Below are 14,763 nucleotides of genomic sequence, written 5' to 3'. Positions count from 1 at the left end.
TACGGTATCAAAGAGTTTCGCAGTGGCGCAAATGACCGCTTAACGTCGACGCCATGCACGCCAGCTCACCGCGAGGATAATCAGCAACGCCAGCGCACCCAGAATGGCCATGCTCAAGCTGTGATAACCGAACAACGGCTTCTCGATGCGGATATAACCCGGCTCTGCAAGCAACTCGCGCAGTGCCGTATTGGCCTGCTCAAGGCTGATGGCCTTTAGCTGCTTGGCCGGATCGGCGAAGTGCCCCTCATCGTAGTCACCCAGTGAGGCCCAATAGTAATCGGCCAGCGCGCTGTTGCCTTGCACCGCCCACGCCTGGCGGGCAATGGCGGCGTTCTTGAGCCGGGCAAACACCTGCGGGTCCAGGCCGTCCTTGAGAAGCCGGGCCTTGAGTTGCTCAATCACCTGCCGCGCTTGAGGTACATTTTCGCGCTCAAGATCCGCATTCAGGCTCAAAAAACTCACGCCGCCAAACACTTCGCGCTCAGCCCAGGGCCCGTAGGACAACCCGTGCTTGAGCCGCAGCTCGCTGTACAGCGCCCACTCCAGATAATCACGCAGCAGGCTCCAGGTTTCATCGGACTGCCCCTCGATCACCGGCTCCGGCAACAGCCAGTGCAGGGTCGCGGTGTCACCTACCACCCCGCGCACCAGTTCACGCTCAGCCTGGGCCTTGGCATCGATCGCGGCCAGGGGCCTGTGCTCGCTGGGCTCAACCGGTTCGAGGGCGCCGTAGGTGCGCTCCAGATAGGCCGGCAGCAACCGGTCCAGATCACCCACGATAATCAGCGTCATGTTGTTAGGCGCATACCAGTTCTGGCGCACGGCCTCCAGCTGTTGGCGCGTAAGATCATGCACTTCGGCCCGCTCAGCGCATTTGAGCCCCAGTTCAACCGCCAGTTGATTACTCGCGCTGTGGCCCAGATCCTGGCGATCCAGCCAACGCTGCAGGTGCGAATAATGGCCACCGTCTTCACGCTCAACCACTTGCTTGGCATCGCTGATACGTTGCTCGGTAAGTTGCGTGCGGGTCAGCAGCCCCAGGAGCAGATCGAGGATCTTGCGCTGATTTTTAGCCGGGGCCTCGATCACGAATGTGGTGTCGGCGTGACTGGTAAAGGCGTTCCACTCGCCACCCAGCGCCTGCATGCGCTCCTCCAGGCCGCCTTCTCCGGTGTCATCGGTGCCGCTGAAAAGCAGATGCTCCAGCAGGTGCGGCAATTGCTGATCGGCGCATGAAAAGTCATCCAGCCCTACGCCCACCACCAGCCGAATCGCCACGTGCCCGCGATCATTACCGGGCTTGAGGATGAGTTGCAGACCGTTGGGGAGTTGATAACCCTCGACGCTGTAACGATCGAGGGCAAAGCCCTGAGTCGCGCCAAGCAGTAAACAGATGAACAGCAGGCAACGCATAAAAAATCCCTGAATTCTCGAGTCCTTGAGCCGGTGCAGCTTAGTCGCTGCATACCGGCTGACAACACCCCGACCTACAACGTTCAAGGGAAATGTTGCGTGTCCGCTGCGTCATCCAGCTCCAGCGCGCCGGTTTCAGAGGTTTCAAGGACCACGTAGGCACTGCCGCAAAACAGCGAGTTCAAGCGTTTCATGTCCGCGATCAGCTCCAGGTGCATCGAGCTGGTCTCGATACTTTGCGTGACCTTGCGCTGCAACCGACTCACGTGGGCGTGGGCCAGTCGCCGTTCCTGGGCGCGGAAGCGGCGCTTCTCGCGCAGCAGTTGGCGGGCGCTTTGCGGGTCTGAACTCAGAAACACAGTCAGCCCCAGCCGCAGGTTTTCGATCAGTTGGGTTTGCAAGCCCACCAGCTCCTCCAGCCCTGTTTCTGAAAACGATCGACGCTGGGAGGTTTTCTGCTGCTGGACTTTGCGCAGCATGCGTTCGATCACATCGCTGGCGAGTTTGAGGTTAATCGCCAGTTCGATGATCTCTGCCCAGCGCCGGCTGTCCTGTTCGCTCAAGTCCTCCCGGGGCATCTGTGCCAGGTACAGTTTGACCGCGCTGTAGAGCACCTCGACTTCATCACTCAGGGTACGCATTTCTTGGGTGACAGCGGTTTGCTTGCCGCGCAGAACGTCGAGCATATTGACCAACATGGTGTCGATCAGGTCGCCAATGCGCAGGGTTTCGCGCACGGCATTGGTGAGGGCCAGGCTCGGCGTATCGAGGGCTGCCGGGTCGAGGTGGCGCGGCTTGACCACGCCGTTCGCTTGCGCGCGCTCGGGCAATAGCCAGGCACAAATTCGCGCCATCACGCCCACGGTGGGCAGCATCAAGAAGCAGCGAACGGTGTTGTAGAGCAGGTGAAAACCGATGACCAGCTCCTGGGCGCTATAGCTCAGGCTGTCCATCCAGGCCACCAGCGGGTTGAGCACGGGCATGATCAGCAACAGGCCGATGAGCTTGTACAGCAGGCTGCCCAATGCCACCTGACGCCCGGCGGCGTTTTGCATGTTGGTGCTGAGAAAGGCCAGCACACCGCTGCCAATGTTGGCACCAATCACCAGGCCGATTGCCACGTGCAGGCTGATCACGCCTGCGCCGGCCAGTGTTGCGGTCAACAGCACGGCCGCCAGGCTTGAGTAGGAGACCATTGCGAAAAGGGCACCGACCAGGGCATCCAGCAGGATATCGCCGGTCAGCGAGGCAAAGATCACCTTCACGCCCTGGGCGTGGGTGATGGGCGCAGCCGCTTCGACGATCAGTTGCAGGGCCAGAATGATCAGGCCCAAACCAATCCCCACCCGGCCCAGTTGCCCGGCGCGGGTTTGCTTGCGTGTCAGAAAGAAAATCACACCCAGAAAAATCAACAGCGGCGACAACCACGAAAGGTCGAAAGTCAGCACCCGGGCCATCAAGGCCGTACCGACATCGGCCCCAAGCATGGTCGCCAGCGCGGGAGTCAGGGCCATCAGCCCCTGGCCGACGAATGAAGTGACCAGCATGGCCGTGGCGTTGCTGCTCTGCACCATGGCCGTGACCACAATCCCGGCGACAAAGGCGAACATGCGCCTGGAGACGTTTTGCCCGATGACATGACGCAGGTTGGTGCCGTAGACCCGCAAAATGCCGGTTCGGACGATGTGAGTGCCCCAGATCAGCAAGGCAACAGCAGAAAGCAAATTGAGCAGGGTCAGCATGCTGGCTCCCTGTAATAGATGTGTCTAAGGATCAGATAGCTGCGGGCCGTTCCTACAGATGTTTCTTAAGATGTAGTCGGCAATTGAGCAGAGCGCCAGCATCGCATAGCGGGGGGAAGGTTGAAACACTTGGAGACGATGATGGCATTGTGGGAGCGGGCTTGCTCGTGATGGCTTCGACACGGTTTAACTCAAACACCGCGTCGCTTGCATCGCGAGCAAGCCCGCTCCCACACCGGAGGGGGTTAAAGCGTGCTGAACAGCGGGAACGTCCCCAGCAGCAGCGCCGCAACCATGATGACCAGGCACACCAGGATGGCCCACTTGAGGGTGAAGCGCTGGTGATCGCCGAACTCGATACCGGCCAGCGCCACCAGCAGGTAAGTCGATGGCACCAATGGGCTCAGCAAATGCACAGGCTGGCCAACAATCGAAGCACGGGCCATTTCAGCGGCAGTGATGCCGTAGTGGCTGGCGGCTTCGGCCAGTACCGGCAGTACGCCGTAGTAGAACGCATCGTTGGACATGAAGAAGGTAAACGGCATGCTCACCAGTGCGGTAATCACGGCCAGATAAGGCCCCAGCGCAGGTGGGATCACCGCCAGCAGGCTTTTGGACATGGCGTCGACCATGCCGGTGCCCGACAGGATTCCGGTAAAAATACCCGCCGCAAAAATCAGTCCCACCACCGCCAGTACGCTGCCAGCATGGGCCGCAACGCGGTCTTTTTGCTGTTGCAGGCACGGGTAGTTAACGATCATCGCGATGCTGAACGCGACCATGAACAGCACAGGCAGAGGCAGCAAACCGGCGATCAGGGCAACCATCAGCGCCAGGGTCAGGGCACCGTTGAACCAGATCAGTTTTGGCCGACGGGCATCCGGGTATTGCGAGACGCTGATTTCGCTGTGGTCGATTTCATCGCCATGCAGGTGCAGTTCACCCAGACGCGCACGCTCACGCTTGCCGTAGAACCAGGCAATCACCAGGATCGCTGCGCAGCCTGCGAGCATTGCCGGGATCATCGGTACAAAAATGTCCGAAGGGTCGACATGCAGGGCGCTGGCTGCCCGGGCGGTCGGGCCACCCCAGGGCGTCATGTTCATCACGCCACCGGCCAGAATGATCAGGCCGGCCATGATCCGCGGGCTCATGCCGATGCGGCTGTAGAGCGGCAGCATGGCGGCCACGCAAATCATGTAAGTGGTCGCGCCGTCACCGTCCAGAGAAACCACCAGGGCCAGCACCGCAGTGCCCACCGAGATCTTGAGCGGGTCGCCCTTGACCAGCTTGAGGATCTTGCGCACTGCCGGGTCAAACAGGCCGGAGTCGATCATCAGGGCAAAGTAGAGGATGGCGAACATCAGCATCACCCCGGTCGGGGCAAGCTTGGTGATGCCTTCGAGCATCATCGGGCCGATTTTTGGCGCAAAACCGCCAAACACGGCAAACAGGATGGGAACCAGAATCAGGGCGATCAGGGCGGAAAGACGCTTGGTCATGATCAGGTACATAAATGTAATGACCATGGCAAAGCCAAGGAAGGTCAGCATAAAAGTCACCATTATTGTTGTAGTAGGGCGCTGACCGCGTGTTGTTCACGTGGCAGGCCAACCGGTCTGTTGCCGGTAATGACTCGATGCTAGAGGGGAATCCTTTCAACCAGCTTTCGCTGGTAAAAGTTCTTACAGACGGAGGGAGGGAGGGGGACTTTGGTGGGAGCGGGCTTGCTCGCGATTGGATCAACGCGGTCATTCTGATAAACCGCGGCGCTTGCATCGCGAGCAAGCCCGCTCCCACAGATGGCGTGGGATCGGGCTTTAATCCATCTTCAGGACTTTAGCCAAGACGATTTTCGGGCCTTTCATCTTTTTGATGATGATGCGCAGGCCTTCGACTTCCAGCTGTTCTTCTTCTTCGGGCACCCGCTTGAGGGTGTCGTAGATCAGGCCTGCAATGGTCTCGGCTTCAATGTGGTCAAGGTCAACACCCAACAGGCGTTCGATCTTGAACAACGGCGTGTCGCCACGTACCAGCAGCTTGCCGGGCTGATAAGACAGGATGCCGCGCTCGGCCTTGCGGTGTTCGTCCTGGATATCGCCGACCAGTACTTCCAGCACGTCTTCCATGGTCAGGTAGCCCACCACCTTGCCGTCCGCTTCTTCAACCAGGGCAAAGTGAGCACCGCCCTTGCGGAACTGCTCCAGCAATTGCGACAGCGGCATGTGGCGCGACACGCGTTCCAGCGGCCGGGTCAGCTCTTCAAGGTTGAAGGTCTCGGGCAAGTGATCCAGATCAGCCAGTTCGAGCAGCAGGTCTTTGATGTGCAGCAGACCGACGAAGGTATTGGTGTCTGCGTCATAGACCGGGTAGCGGCTGAATTTGTGACGACGGAACAGCGCCAGGATTTCCTTGAGCGGGGCCTTGGAGTCCAGGGTCACGAGGTCTTCCCGGGAGTTGGCCCAGTCGACCACTTCCAGTTCACCCATTTCCACCGCCGAAGCCAGTACACGCATGCCCTGGTCACTCGGGTCCTGACCGCGGCTGGAGTGAAGGATCAGTTTGAGTTCTTCGCGGCTGTAGGCGTGATCGTGATGGGCACCGGGCTCACCTTGGCCAGCAATGCGCAAAATGGCGTTGGCGCTGGCGTTGAGCAGGTAGATCGCCGGGTACATGGCCCAGTAAAAGAGGTACAGCGGCACGGCGGTCCACAGCGACAGGGTCTCTGGCTTGCGAATGGCCCAGGATTTGGGGGCCAGTTCGCCGACCACGATGTGCAGGTACGAAATGATGAAGAAGGCGGTAAAGAACGATACGCCCTTGATCACTTCAGGCGATTCAACACCGACGGCGCCCAGCAGCGGCTCCAGTATGTGGGCGAACGCCGGCTCACCGACCCAGCCCAGACCCAGCGATGCCAGGGTGATACCCAGTTGGCAAGCCGAAAGGTAGGCGTCGAGCTGGTTATGAACGGTGCGCAGGATCTGTCCGCGCCAGCCGTTGTCCTCGGCAATCGCTTCGACCCGGGTCGAGCGCAATTTGACCATGGCGAATTCGGCCGCAACGAAAAAACCGTTGAGCAAAACCAGGATCAGAGCAAAAAGAATCATGCCGAAGTCGGCGAAGAGTGTCGCGAGGGTCAAGCCAGGGGAAGGGTCCATGATGGAGTTTTACGGGTTCCGTCGTTACAAATGGGGAGATATGGCCAAACAATGTAACGGCTGATGTGGCCCTTGCCTAGTGGGCAAAGGCCGCAGGGCCTAGTCGATCAGCGTACCGGGCGATGATTTTGTCACTTGGGTCGGCGCGAAATGGCAGGTGAAGGTGCTGCCGTGGCCCAACACACTGCTGATCTCCAGGCGCGCACGATGGCGCAACAAGACATGTTTGACGATGGCCAGTCCCAACCCGGTGCCGCCAGTGCTGGCGTTTCGGCTGGAGTCCACGCGGTAGAAGCGTTCGGTCAGGCGCGACAAGTGCTTGTTGTCGATGCCCACGCCCGAGTCCTGCACGCTCAGGTGCGCTCCGCTGCTGTCCGCCCACCAGCGAATGCGCACGCTGCCACCATCGGGGGTGTATTTGACCGCGTTAAAGACCAGATTGGAAAACGCGCTGCGCAATTCGGCTTCACTGCCTTTGAGGGCACAATCGGCTTCGACGTCCAGGGTAATCGTCTGGTTGCGCTGCCCGGACAACGCCTGGGCGTCGCTTTTGATCGAGCGCAGTAACAGGTCGACGGCCACCGGCTGGTTGTCCGAGGGGTAGTCCGTGGCTTCGAGCTTGGCCAGAAGCAGCAAGTCGTTGAGCAGGGTCTGCATGCGCTCGCCCTGTTGCTGCATTTGCGACAAGGGCCGTTTCCAGCGCGGGTTCACGTCTTCGACATTATCGAGCAGGGTTTCCAGATAGCCGCAGATCACCGTCAACGGCGTACGCAGTTCGTGGGACACGTTGGCGATAAAGTCTTTGCGCATTTGCTCCAGCTGATGAATCCGCGTCACGTCGCGCACCAGCATCAGGTGTTCGTTGTTGCCATAGCGCGTGATGTAGAGCTGGATGCGCAGGTGGTCGTTGACCGGTGAAGGGATATCCAGCGGCTCAACGTAATTGCCCAGCTCGAAATATTCCTTGAAGCGCGGGTGACGCACCAGATTGCTCACAGGCTGGCCGCTGTCCTGGGGCGTCTTGAGCCCCAGCAGGGTCTCTGCCGCGCGGTTCCACCATTCCAGATTGCCATCACTGTCGAGCATCACCACGGCGTCCTGCAGGGCGGCCGTAGACTCTTGTACCCGATCGATCACCGCTTGCAGACGCCCGCGCACACGCTGATCGCGGCGTTGCAGATGGTAGATGCTGTCGAACACTTCGCCCCACAGGCCGTAGCCATCGGGGGGGGCTTCGTCGGGTTTGTGCTGGCGCAGCCATTCGTGCAAACGCAACAACTGCTTGAGTGTCCAGCCCAGATAGAACGCCAGGCCAATGGCCAGGCTCCAGCCGTAATAGCCACTGAGCAGCCCGACCACCAGGCAGCCGGCGACCAGAAGCAACAAATGACGAATCAGAGTGCCATGCCAGTTTTGATTCACGTCGCGCGGGTCCTTGCTTGCCGTTGGATCAGATAAAGCCGGGATCAGGCCTTGGTCGAAAACCGGTAACCGGTGCCACGCACGGTTTGTACCAGATTTTCATAAGCCTCACCGAGGGCTTTGCGCAGGCGGCGGATGTGCACGTCCACGGTGCGCTCCTCCACGTACACGTTGCCGCCCCAGACCTGGTCGAGCAATTGGCCGCGGGTGTAGGCACGTTCCTGGTGGGTCATGAAGAACTGCAGCAGGCGGTATTCGGTAGGGCCCATTTCGGCGGGGGTGCCGTCGATGGTCACGCGGTGGCTGATGGGGTCGAGCAGCAAGCCGCCGATCTCGATAGGGGATTCGGCATCGGCAGGGCCTGCACGGCGCAGCACGGCCTTGAGGCGGGCAACCAGTTCACGGGGGGAAAATGGCTTGGTGATGTAGTCATCAGCGCCCACTTCGAGCCCCTGGATCTTGTTGTCTTCTTCGCCCTTGGCCGTGAGCATGATGATCGGAATATCGCTGGTCAGCTCTTCACGCTTGAGACGTCGGGCCAGTTCGATCCCCGAAGTGCCACCAGGCAGCATCCAGTCGAGCAGGATAAGGTCCGGCTTGCGGTCCACGATGATGGCGTGGGCGTCCTGAGCATTATCGGCTTCAAGGCAGTCGTAGCCCGCCATTTCCAAGGCCACGGCGATCATCTCGCGAATCGGCGCCTCGTCATCAACGATCAAAATGCTCCTGCCAACCATGCCGTAATCCTCGTGTCATTTAACTGTCTTGTGGCGCATTAGATAACGGAATTATTGCAGTCGTGTGACAGCTTTGGGGTTGGAACGCGCGCTAGCGGTTAGTGAACTACGCTTTGAGTGCAAATCGTACAACCACAAAGAGGACGATTCCGATGACTTCTAGCTCGTTTTCCCTAAAGACATTGCTGTTAGCTGCAGCCTTTACCTTGCCAGGTCTGGCATTTGCGGCTGATCCGGCGATGACCAAGGATGGCATGCTTGTCGACCACAACGGTATGACGCTCTACACCTTCGCCAAGGATGCGGGCGGTAAATCCATGTGCAATGACAAGTGCGCAGCTAACTGGCCACCTCTGATGGTCAGTGGCGACCACAAAGACATGGGCAAATGGACCATGATCAAGCGTGATGACGGCACCATGCAGTGGACCTATGACGGCAAGCCGCTGTATACCTTTGTCATGGACAAAAAGGCTGGCGACGCCACCGGTGACGGCAAAATGGACGGAGCCTGGATGGTGGCCAAGCCTTAGAAGGATCAAAAGCCCTCACCCTGGCCCATAAAAAAACCTCGCCACCCTGTCACAGGAGGCGAGGTTTTTTTATGACGCAGGCTTAAACCGCGTTTGTCGACTGTGCACGACGCACATCAGGTTGCTTCCAGGACTCTGCCGCCGATTCGTCGATGGCTTGCTGAATGGCCTTTTTGCGGTGCTCTTCAGCACGACGGCTGAAGAACCACACCATGAAGGTCACCAGCGATACCGCCAGCAGGATCAGGCTGGCCACGGCGTTGATCTCGGGTTTGACCCCCAGGCGCACCGCCGAGAACACTTCCATCGGCAAGGTTGTGGAACCCGGCCCCGACACGAAGCTGGCCAGTACCAGGTCGTCCAGCGACAGGGCAAAGGACATCATGGCGCCTGCGGCCAGCGATGGCGCGATCATCGGGATGGTGATCAGAAAGAACACCTTCCACGGCTTGGCACCCAGGTCCATCGCCGCTTCCTCGATCGACAGGTCCAGCTCACGCAGACGCGACGACACCACCACGGCCACATAGGCCGAACAGAACGTGGTGTGGGCGATCCAGATAGTGACCAGGCCACGCTCTTGCGGCCAGCCGATCATCTGCGCCATGGCCACGAACAGCAGCAACAGCGACAGACCGGTGATCACTTCAGGCATCACCAGCGGCGCCGTCACCAGGCCGCCAAACAACGTACGGCCCTTGAAGCGACTGATACGGGTCAGCACGAATGCTGCCAACGTCCCCAGCGCCACCGCTGCAATCGCCGTGTACAGCGCGATCTCCAGCGAGCGCATCACCGAGCCCATCAGTTGCGTGTTGTCCAGCAGGCCCACATACCACTTCAGCGACCAGCCGCCCCACACCGTGACCAGCTTGGAGGCGTTGAACGAGTAGATCACCAGGATCAGCATCGGCAGGTAGATGAACAGCAACCCCGCGACCAACATGAAGCTAGAAAAACGGATGCGATTCATATCTTGCCCTCCAGCTCTTTAGCCTGGCTGCGGTTGAACAGAATGATGGGCACGATCAGGATCGCCAGCATGACCACGGCAAGCGCAGACGCCACCGGCCAGTCACGGTTGTTGAAGAACTCTTGCCACAACACTTTACCGATCATCAGGGTTTCCGGGCCGCCGAGCAGTTCCGGAATCACGAACTCGCCCACTACCGGGATAAACACCAGCATGCAGCCGGCAATGATGCCGTTTTTCGACAACGGGACCGTGATTTTCCAGAAGCTGTTGAACGTGCTCGAACCCAGGTCAGACGCGGCTTCCAGCAGGCTGGTGTCGTGCTTCACAAGGTTGGCGTACAGCGGCAGGATCATGAACGGCAGGTACGAATAGACGATGCCGATGTACACCGCGATGTTGGTGTTGAGGATCTGCAGCGGTTCGCTGATCCAGCCCATCGACATCAGGAAACCATTGAGCAGGCCGTTGTTGCTGAGGATGCCCATCCAGGCATACACCCGGATCAGGATCGCGGTCCAGGTCGGCATCATGATCAGCAGCACCAGCACGGTCTGCATCTCTTTGCGCGCATTGGCGATGGCATAGGCCATTGGATAACCGATCAGCAGGCACAACGCCGTGCTGAAAAAGGCCATCTTCAGCGAGCCCAGGTAGGCGGCGATGTACAGCTCGTCGTCGCCCAGCATCGCGTAGTTGCCCAGGTTCAGCAGCAGCTGGACTTTCTGGTCAACGTAGCTGTAGATCTCGGTATACGGCGGAATCGCGACATCAGCTTCGGCAAAACTGATCTTCAAGACGATGAAGAACGGCAGCATGAAAAACAGAAACAGCCACAGGAATGGAATCCCGATGACCACATGACGGCCACCGGGGGTTATTCGTTGCAGTCGGCGTTTGAGCTTTCGCATGTTCATGAGCGCAGTACCACGCCGCTGTCGTCTTCCCACCACACGTAGACTTCGTCGTCCCAGGTAGGGCGCGCGCCACGGCGTTCGGCGTTGGCCACAAAGGACTGCACCAGCTTGCCGCTCGGCAATTCGACGTAAAACACCGAGTGACCACCCAGGTAGGCGATGTCATGCACCTTGCCCCGCGACCAGTTGTACTCACAGGCCGGTTTTTCGGTGGTGACGAGCATTTTTTCCGGGCGGATGGCGTAGGTGGTGTGTTTGTCTTCCACCGAAGTGCTGACGCCGTGACCGACGTAAATGTCGTTCTCCAGCTCCGGGCACTTGATGCGCGCATAGCCTTCAGCGTCGTCGACCACCTCACCGTCGAACAGGTTGACGTTACCGATGAACTCGCACACCAGACGGCTGACCGGTGTCTCGTAAATGTCGATCGGGCTGCCGATCTGGGCGATCCAGCCCAGGTGCATGATCGCGATTCGCTGGGCCATGGTCATGGCCTCTTCCTGATCGTGGGTCACCATGACGCAGGTCACGCCGACGCGCTCGATGATTTCCACCAGTTCAAGCTGCATCTGCGAACGCAGTTTTTTGTCCAGTGCGCCCATCGGCTCATCGAGCAGCAGCAGTTTCGGACGCTTGGCCAGCGAACGGGCCAGGGCCACACGCTGACGCTGACCACCGGACAACTGATGGGGCTTGCGTTTGGCGTACTGGCTCATGTGGACCAGCTTGAGCATTTCGCCCACGCGGGCATCGATCTCGGCATTGGACATTTTGTCCTGCTTGAGGCCGAAGGCGATGTTCTGGGCCACGGTCATATGCGGGAACAGGGCATAGGACTGGAACATCATGTTGATCGGCCGCTCGTAGGGCGGCATGTCAGTGATGTCTACACCGTCGAGGAAAATACGGCCCTCTGTTGGGCGCTCGAAACCGGCGAGCATGCGCAGCAAAGTCGATTTGCCCGATCCCGATCCGCCGAGCAGGGCGAAGATTTCGCCCTTGTTGATTTCCAGGGACACATCGTCCACGGCAATCGTCTCGTCGAATTTTTTCGTGACCCGGTCGATTTTGACCAACACCTTTTTAGGTGTCTGGTCGCCCTCGAGGGCTTTCTTATAGGCGCCGGAGGCAACAGCCATTACGAAACTCCCAACAAATTTAGCAGCCCGACCTAGATGATCGGGCCTTGGATAGGTGGTCTTGCGAGATTACTTGCCCGTCTTGACCTTGGTCCACGTACGCGTCATCAGACGCTGTATTTTCGCGGGCAGCTCGATTGATACGTAAGTCTTGTCCAGCACCGCCTGGGTCGGGTAAACCGCTTCATCGGTACGAATGGACTCATCCATCACTTTGTCGGCCGCAGGGTTTGGGTTGGCGTAACCGACATAGTCGCTGACCTGAGCAATCACTTCAGGCTTGAGCAAGTAGTTGATGAACGTGTGGGCCTCCTTGACGTTGCCGGAGTCCTTGGGAATGGCCAGCATGTCAAACCACAGGGCGCCGCCTTCCTTGGGCACGATATAGGCGATGTTCACGCCTTTCTTGGCATCCTCGGCACGGGCCTTGGCCTGGAATACATCACCGGAAAAACCGATCGCAACACAGATGTTGCCGTTGGCCAGGTCGGAAATGTATTTGGAAGAGTGGAAGTAGGTGACGTATGGACGCACCGACATCAGTGTTTCTTCAGCTTTCTTGTAGTCCTTGGGGTTGGTGCTGTTGGCATCCAGGCCCAGGTAGTTGAGTACGGTAGGCAGCATTTCATCCGCCGAATCCAGGAAGGCCACGCCGCACTTGGAGAGCTTTTCCATGTTCTCGGGTTTAAACACCACATCCCAGGAGTCGATGCTGTCGACGCCCAGTACTTCTTTTACTTTGTCGACGTTGTAACCAATGCCATTGGTGCCCCACAGATACGGCACGGCATAGTGGTTACCCGGATCATTGGCCTGAAGACGCTTGAGCAAGGCCGGGTCGAGATTGGAATAGTTCGGCAGTTGCGACAGGTCGAGCTTCTGGAACGCACCCGCCTTGATCTGCTTGCCCAGGAAGTGGTTAGACGGAACGACCACGTCATAACCAGTACGCCCGGCCAGCAGTTTGCCTTCCAGGGTTTCGTTGGAATCGAAGACGTCATACACGGGCTTGATGCCGGTAGCGGCCTCAAAATCAGCCAGCGTGTTCGGCGCGATGTAGTCCGACCAGTTGTAAATATGCACCGTAGGTGCCGCTTGCACGCTGACGGCGAGCGTCAAACCGGCCCCGACCAACAAGGTCTTGCGAAACAAAGATATAGACACGTGATGGTCCTCTAAATAGGTGGGCCTGAGTTGCCCGCGTCACACGGCAGTCGAACCGCCAAAGACAAAACCGGCGCGCAACTTACCCTCGATAAACCGACACAGCAAAGTTTTCCGCGATTAATTACCGTAAAGCCCTGATTTGTATCCGTTTATCCAAGATTCTGTAGCCGCTGCTTCAGGCTGCGAGGGGATCGCGGGGCCTTTGGGACAACGGGTTGCTACGCAACCCTTCGCAGCCTTCGGCAGCGACTACACAGCGCTTGGTTATTTACCGGACTTGATCTTGGTCCAGCTGCGCGTCAGCAAACGCAACGTTGTAGGCGGCAGATCGCTGATGGCGTACAGCTTGGCTTTCACTTCATCGGACGGATAAATGCTCGGGTCGCCAGAGATGTCTTTATTCACCAGCGGCGTTGCAGCCTTGTTACCGTTCGGGAAGCGCACGCTGTTGGTGATCTCGGCCATGATTTCTGGCTGCATCAGGAAGTTCATCCAGGCGTAAGCGGCGTCAACGTTCTCGGCATCCTTGGGAATGGCGACCATGTCGTAGAAGCTGCCAGCACCTTCTTTAGGAATCACGTACTTGAGCTTGACCTTGTCACCGGCTTCTTTGGCGCGGGAGATGGACTGCTCCAGGTCACCCGAGTAACCCACTGCGACGCAGATGTTGCCGTTGGCAAGGTCGGAGATGTACTTGGAGGAGTGGAAGTAGCCAACCGAAGGACGAATCTTCAAGAACAGCGCTTCGGCTTCAGCCAGTTGCTTCTTGTCTTGGGAATCGGTCGGGTAGCCCAGGTAGTGCAGGGCGGCCGGGATCATTTCGGTCGGCGAATCGAGGAAGCTTATGCCGCAGCTCTTGAGCTTGGCAGCGTTCTCTGGCTTGAACAGCACGTCCCAGGAATCGATGGTGTCGACGCCCAGAGCAGCCTTGACCTTCTCAGGGTTGTAGCCAATACCGATGGTGCCCCACATGTAGGGGAACGCATGTTTGTTGTCTTTGTCGCTGGCATCGCCAACGGCCTTGAGCAACGCAGGATCGAGGTTTTTCCAGTCAGGGAGCTTGGAACGGTCCAGCTCCTGGTAAACCCCGGCCTTGATCTGCTTGGCCAGGAAATTGTTGGACGGCACGACGATGTCGTAGCCGGACTTGCCCGCCAGCAGCTTGGCCTCAAGGGTCTCGTTGCTGTCGAACACGTCGTAGACCACCTTGATACCGGTTTGGTCTTCGAATTTTTTAACGGTGTCGGGTGCGATGTAATCGGACCAGTTGTAAATGTGCAGAACCTTGTCCGCAGCTTGAGCTGCCCCAGCCATCACGCCCATCAAGGAGAGAGCGAGAAGTGTCTTGCCAGCTTTTTTAAATCCGGATGCCGTCATCTGTAATGCTCCAATTGTTCTTTTAAACCACCGATTCAGCGACCTGATCTCAAGGTGACTAAAGCCGGAGGCTAGTCTGGCAAGATCTGGGGCAGGCTTTCAAGGAAAGAGCCTTGATTCTTAAGGCTCTGAGCGCAATTGCCTACTTTAAAACCTAAGTTGTCTTGCGCCCAAAGCCT

General features: G+C 58.5%; 12 protein-coding genes. 1 reads left to right on the top strand and 11 read right to left on the bottom strand.

Features of this window, described 5'->3' with window-relative positions:
• Positions 1-39: 39 nt before the first annotated feature.
• The 6 genes from AC19YQ_RS00235 to phoB form a co-directional block, all read right to left on the bottom strand.
• A complete protein-coding gene (locus AC19YQ_RS00235; protein ID WP_500594348.1) occupies positions 40-1,416 on the bottom strand; it encodes a M16 family metallopeptidase in 1,377 nt (458 codons plus the stop codon).
• A gap of 83 nt (positions 1,417-1,499) precedes the next feature.
• Positions 1,500-3,158, bottom strand: coding sequence for a Na/Pi cotransporter family protein (locus AC19YQ_RS00230; protein ID WP_133074986.1), 1,659 nt, complete (start codon positions 3,156-3,158; stop codon positions 1,500-1,502).
• Between the two features lie 245 nt (positions 3,159-3,403).
• Positions 3,404-4,711: a CitMHS family transporter gene (locus AC19YQ_RS00225; RefSeq protein WP_133074985.1), complete on the bottom strand. Its 1,308-nt coding sequence runs from the start codon at positions 4,709-4,711 to the stop codon at positions 3,404-3,406.
• A 267-nt stretch (positions 4,712-4,978) separates the two neighbouring features.
• Entirely contained in the window at positions 4,979-6,319 is a 1,341-nt protein-coding gene (locus tag AC19YQ_RS00220) for a hemolysin family protein (RefSeq protein ID WP_219261989.1), read from the bottom strand.
• Positions 6,320-6,418: 99 nt separating this feature from the next.
• On the bottom strand, positions 6,419-7,741 hold the full coding sequence (phoR, locus tag AC19YQ_RS00215) for a phosphate regulon sensor histidine kinase PhoR (protein WP_133074983.1): 1,323 nt from the start codon (positions 7,739-7,741) through the stop codon (positions 6,419-6,421).
• Between the two features lie 44 nt (positions 7,742-7,785).
• Positions 7,786-8,478 (bottom strand): phosphate regulon transcriptional regulator PhoB, encoded by a 693-nt coding sequence (gene phoB / locus AC19YQ_RS00210; RefSeq protein WP_016782809.1) that lies wholly within the window; start codon positions 8,476-8,478, stop codon positions 7,786-7,788.
• Positions 8,479-8,630: 152 nt separating this feature from the next.
• Between phoB and AC19YQ_RS00205 the strand changes: the two genes are divergently transcribed.
• Positions 8,631-9,011 carry a COG4315 family predicted lipoprotein gene (locus tag AC19YQ_RS00205; protein WP_500594347.1) on the top strand — a complete coding sequence of 127 codons (381 nt, stop codon included), beginning with the start codon at positions 8,631-8,633 and terminating at the stop codon, positions 9,009-9,011.
• Between the two features lie 82 nt (positions 9,012-9,093).
• Here AC19YQ_RS00205 and AC19YQ_RS00200 read toward each other — a convergent pair whose 3' ends face one another.
• The 5 genes from AC19YQ_RS00200 to AC19YQ_RS00180 form a co-directional block, all read right to left on the bottom strand.
• Complete coding sequence (locus AC19YQ_RS00200; protein ID WP_133074981.1) at positions 9,094-9,984, bottom strand: ABC transporter permease subunit; 891 nt, start codon at positions 9,982-9,984, stop codon at positions 9,094-9,096.
• Positions 9,981-10,901, bottom strand: coding sequence for an ABC transporter permease subunit (locus tag AC19YQ_RS00195; protein WP_500594346.1), 921 nt, complete (start codon positions 10,899-10,901; stop codon positions 9,981-9,983). Before AC19YQ_RS00195 ends, AC19YQ_RS00200 begins: the two co-directional genes overlap by 4 nt.
• On the bottom strand, positions 10,898-12,040 hold the full coding sequence (gene potA, locus AC19YQ_RS00190) for a polyamine ABC transporter ATP-binding protein (protein ID WP_046808802.1): 1,143 nt from the start codon (positions 12,038-12,040) through the stop codon (positions 10,898-10,900). Before potA ends, AC19YQ_RS00195 begins: the two co-directional genes overlap by 4 nt.
• Before the next feature lie 69 nt (positions 12,041-12,109).
• Positions 12,110-13,204, bottom strand: coding sequence for a polyamine ABC transporter substrate-binding protein (locus AC19YQ_RS00185; protein WP_219261988.1), 1,095 nt, complete (start codon positions 13,202-13,204; stop codon positions 12,110-12,112).
• Between the two features lie 267 nt (positions 13,205-13,471).
• On the bottom strand, positions 13,472-14,584 hold the full coding sequence (locus AC19YQ_RS00180; RefSeq protein ID WP_019828588.1) for a polyamine ABC transporter substrate-binding protein: 1,113 nt from the start codon (positions 14,582-14,584) through the stop codon (positions 13,472-13,474).
• Positions 14,585-14,763 lie beyond the last annotated feature (179 nt).

The organism is Pseudomonas sp. MF06569 (assembly GCF_059862735.1).
This window is presented reverse-complemented; position numbering and strand designations above follow the sequence as displayed.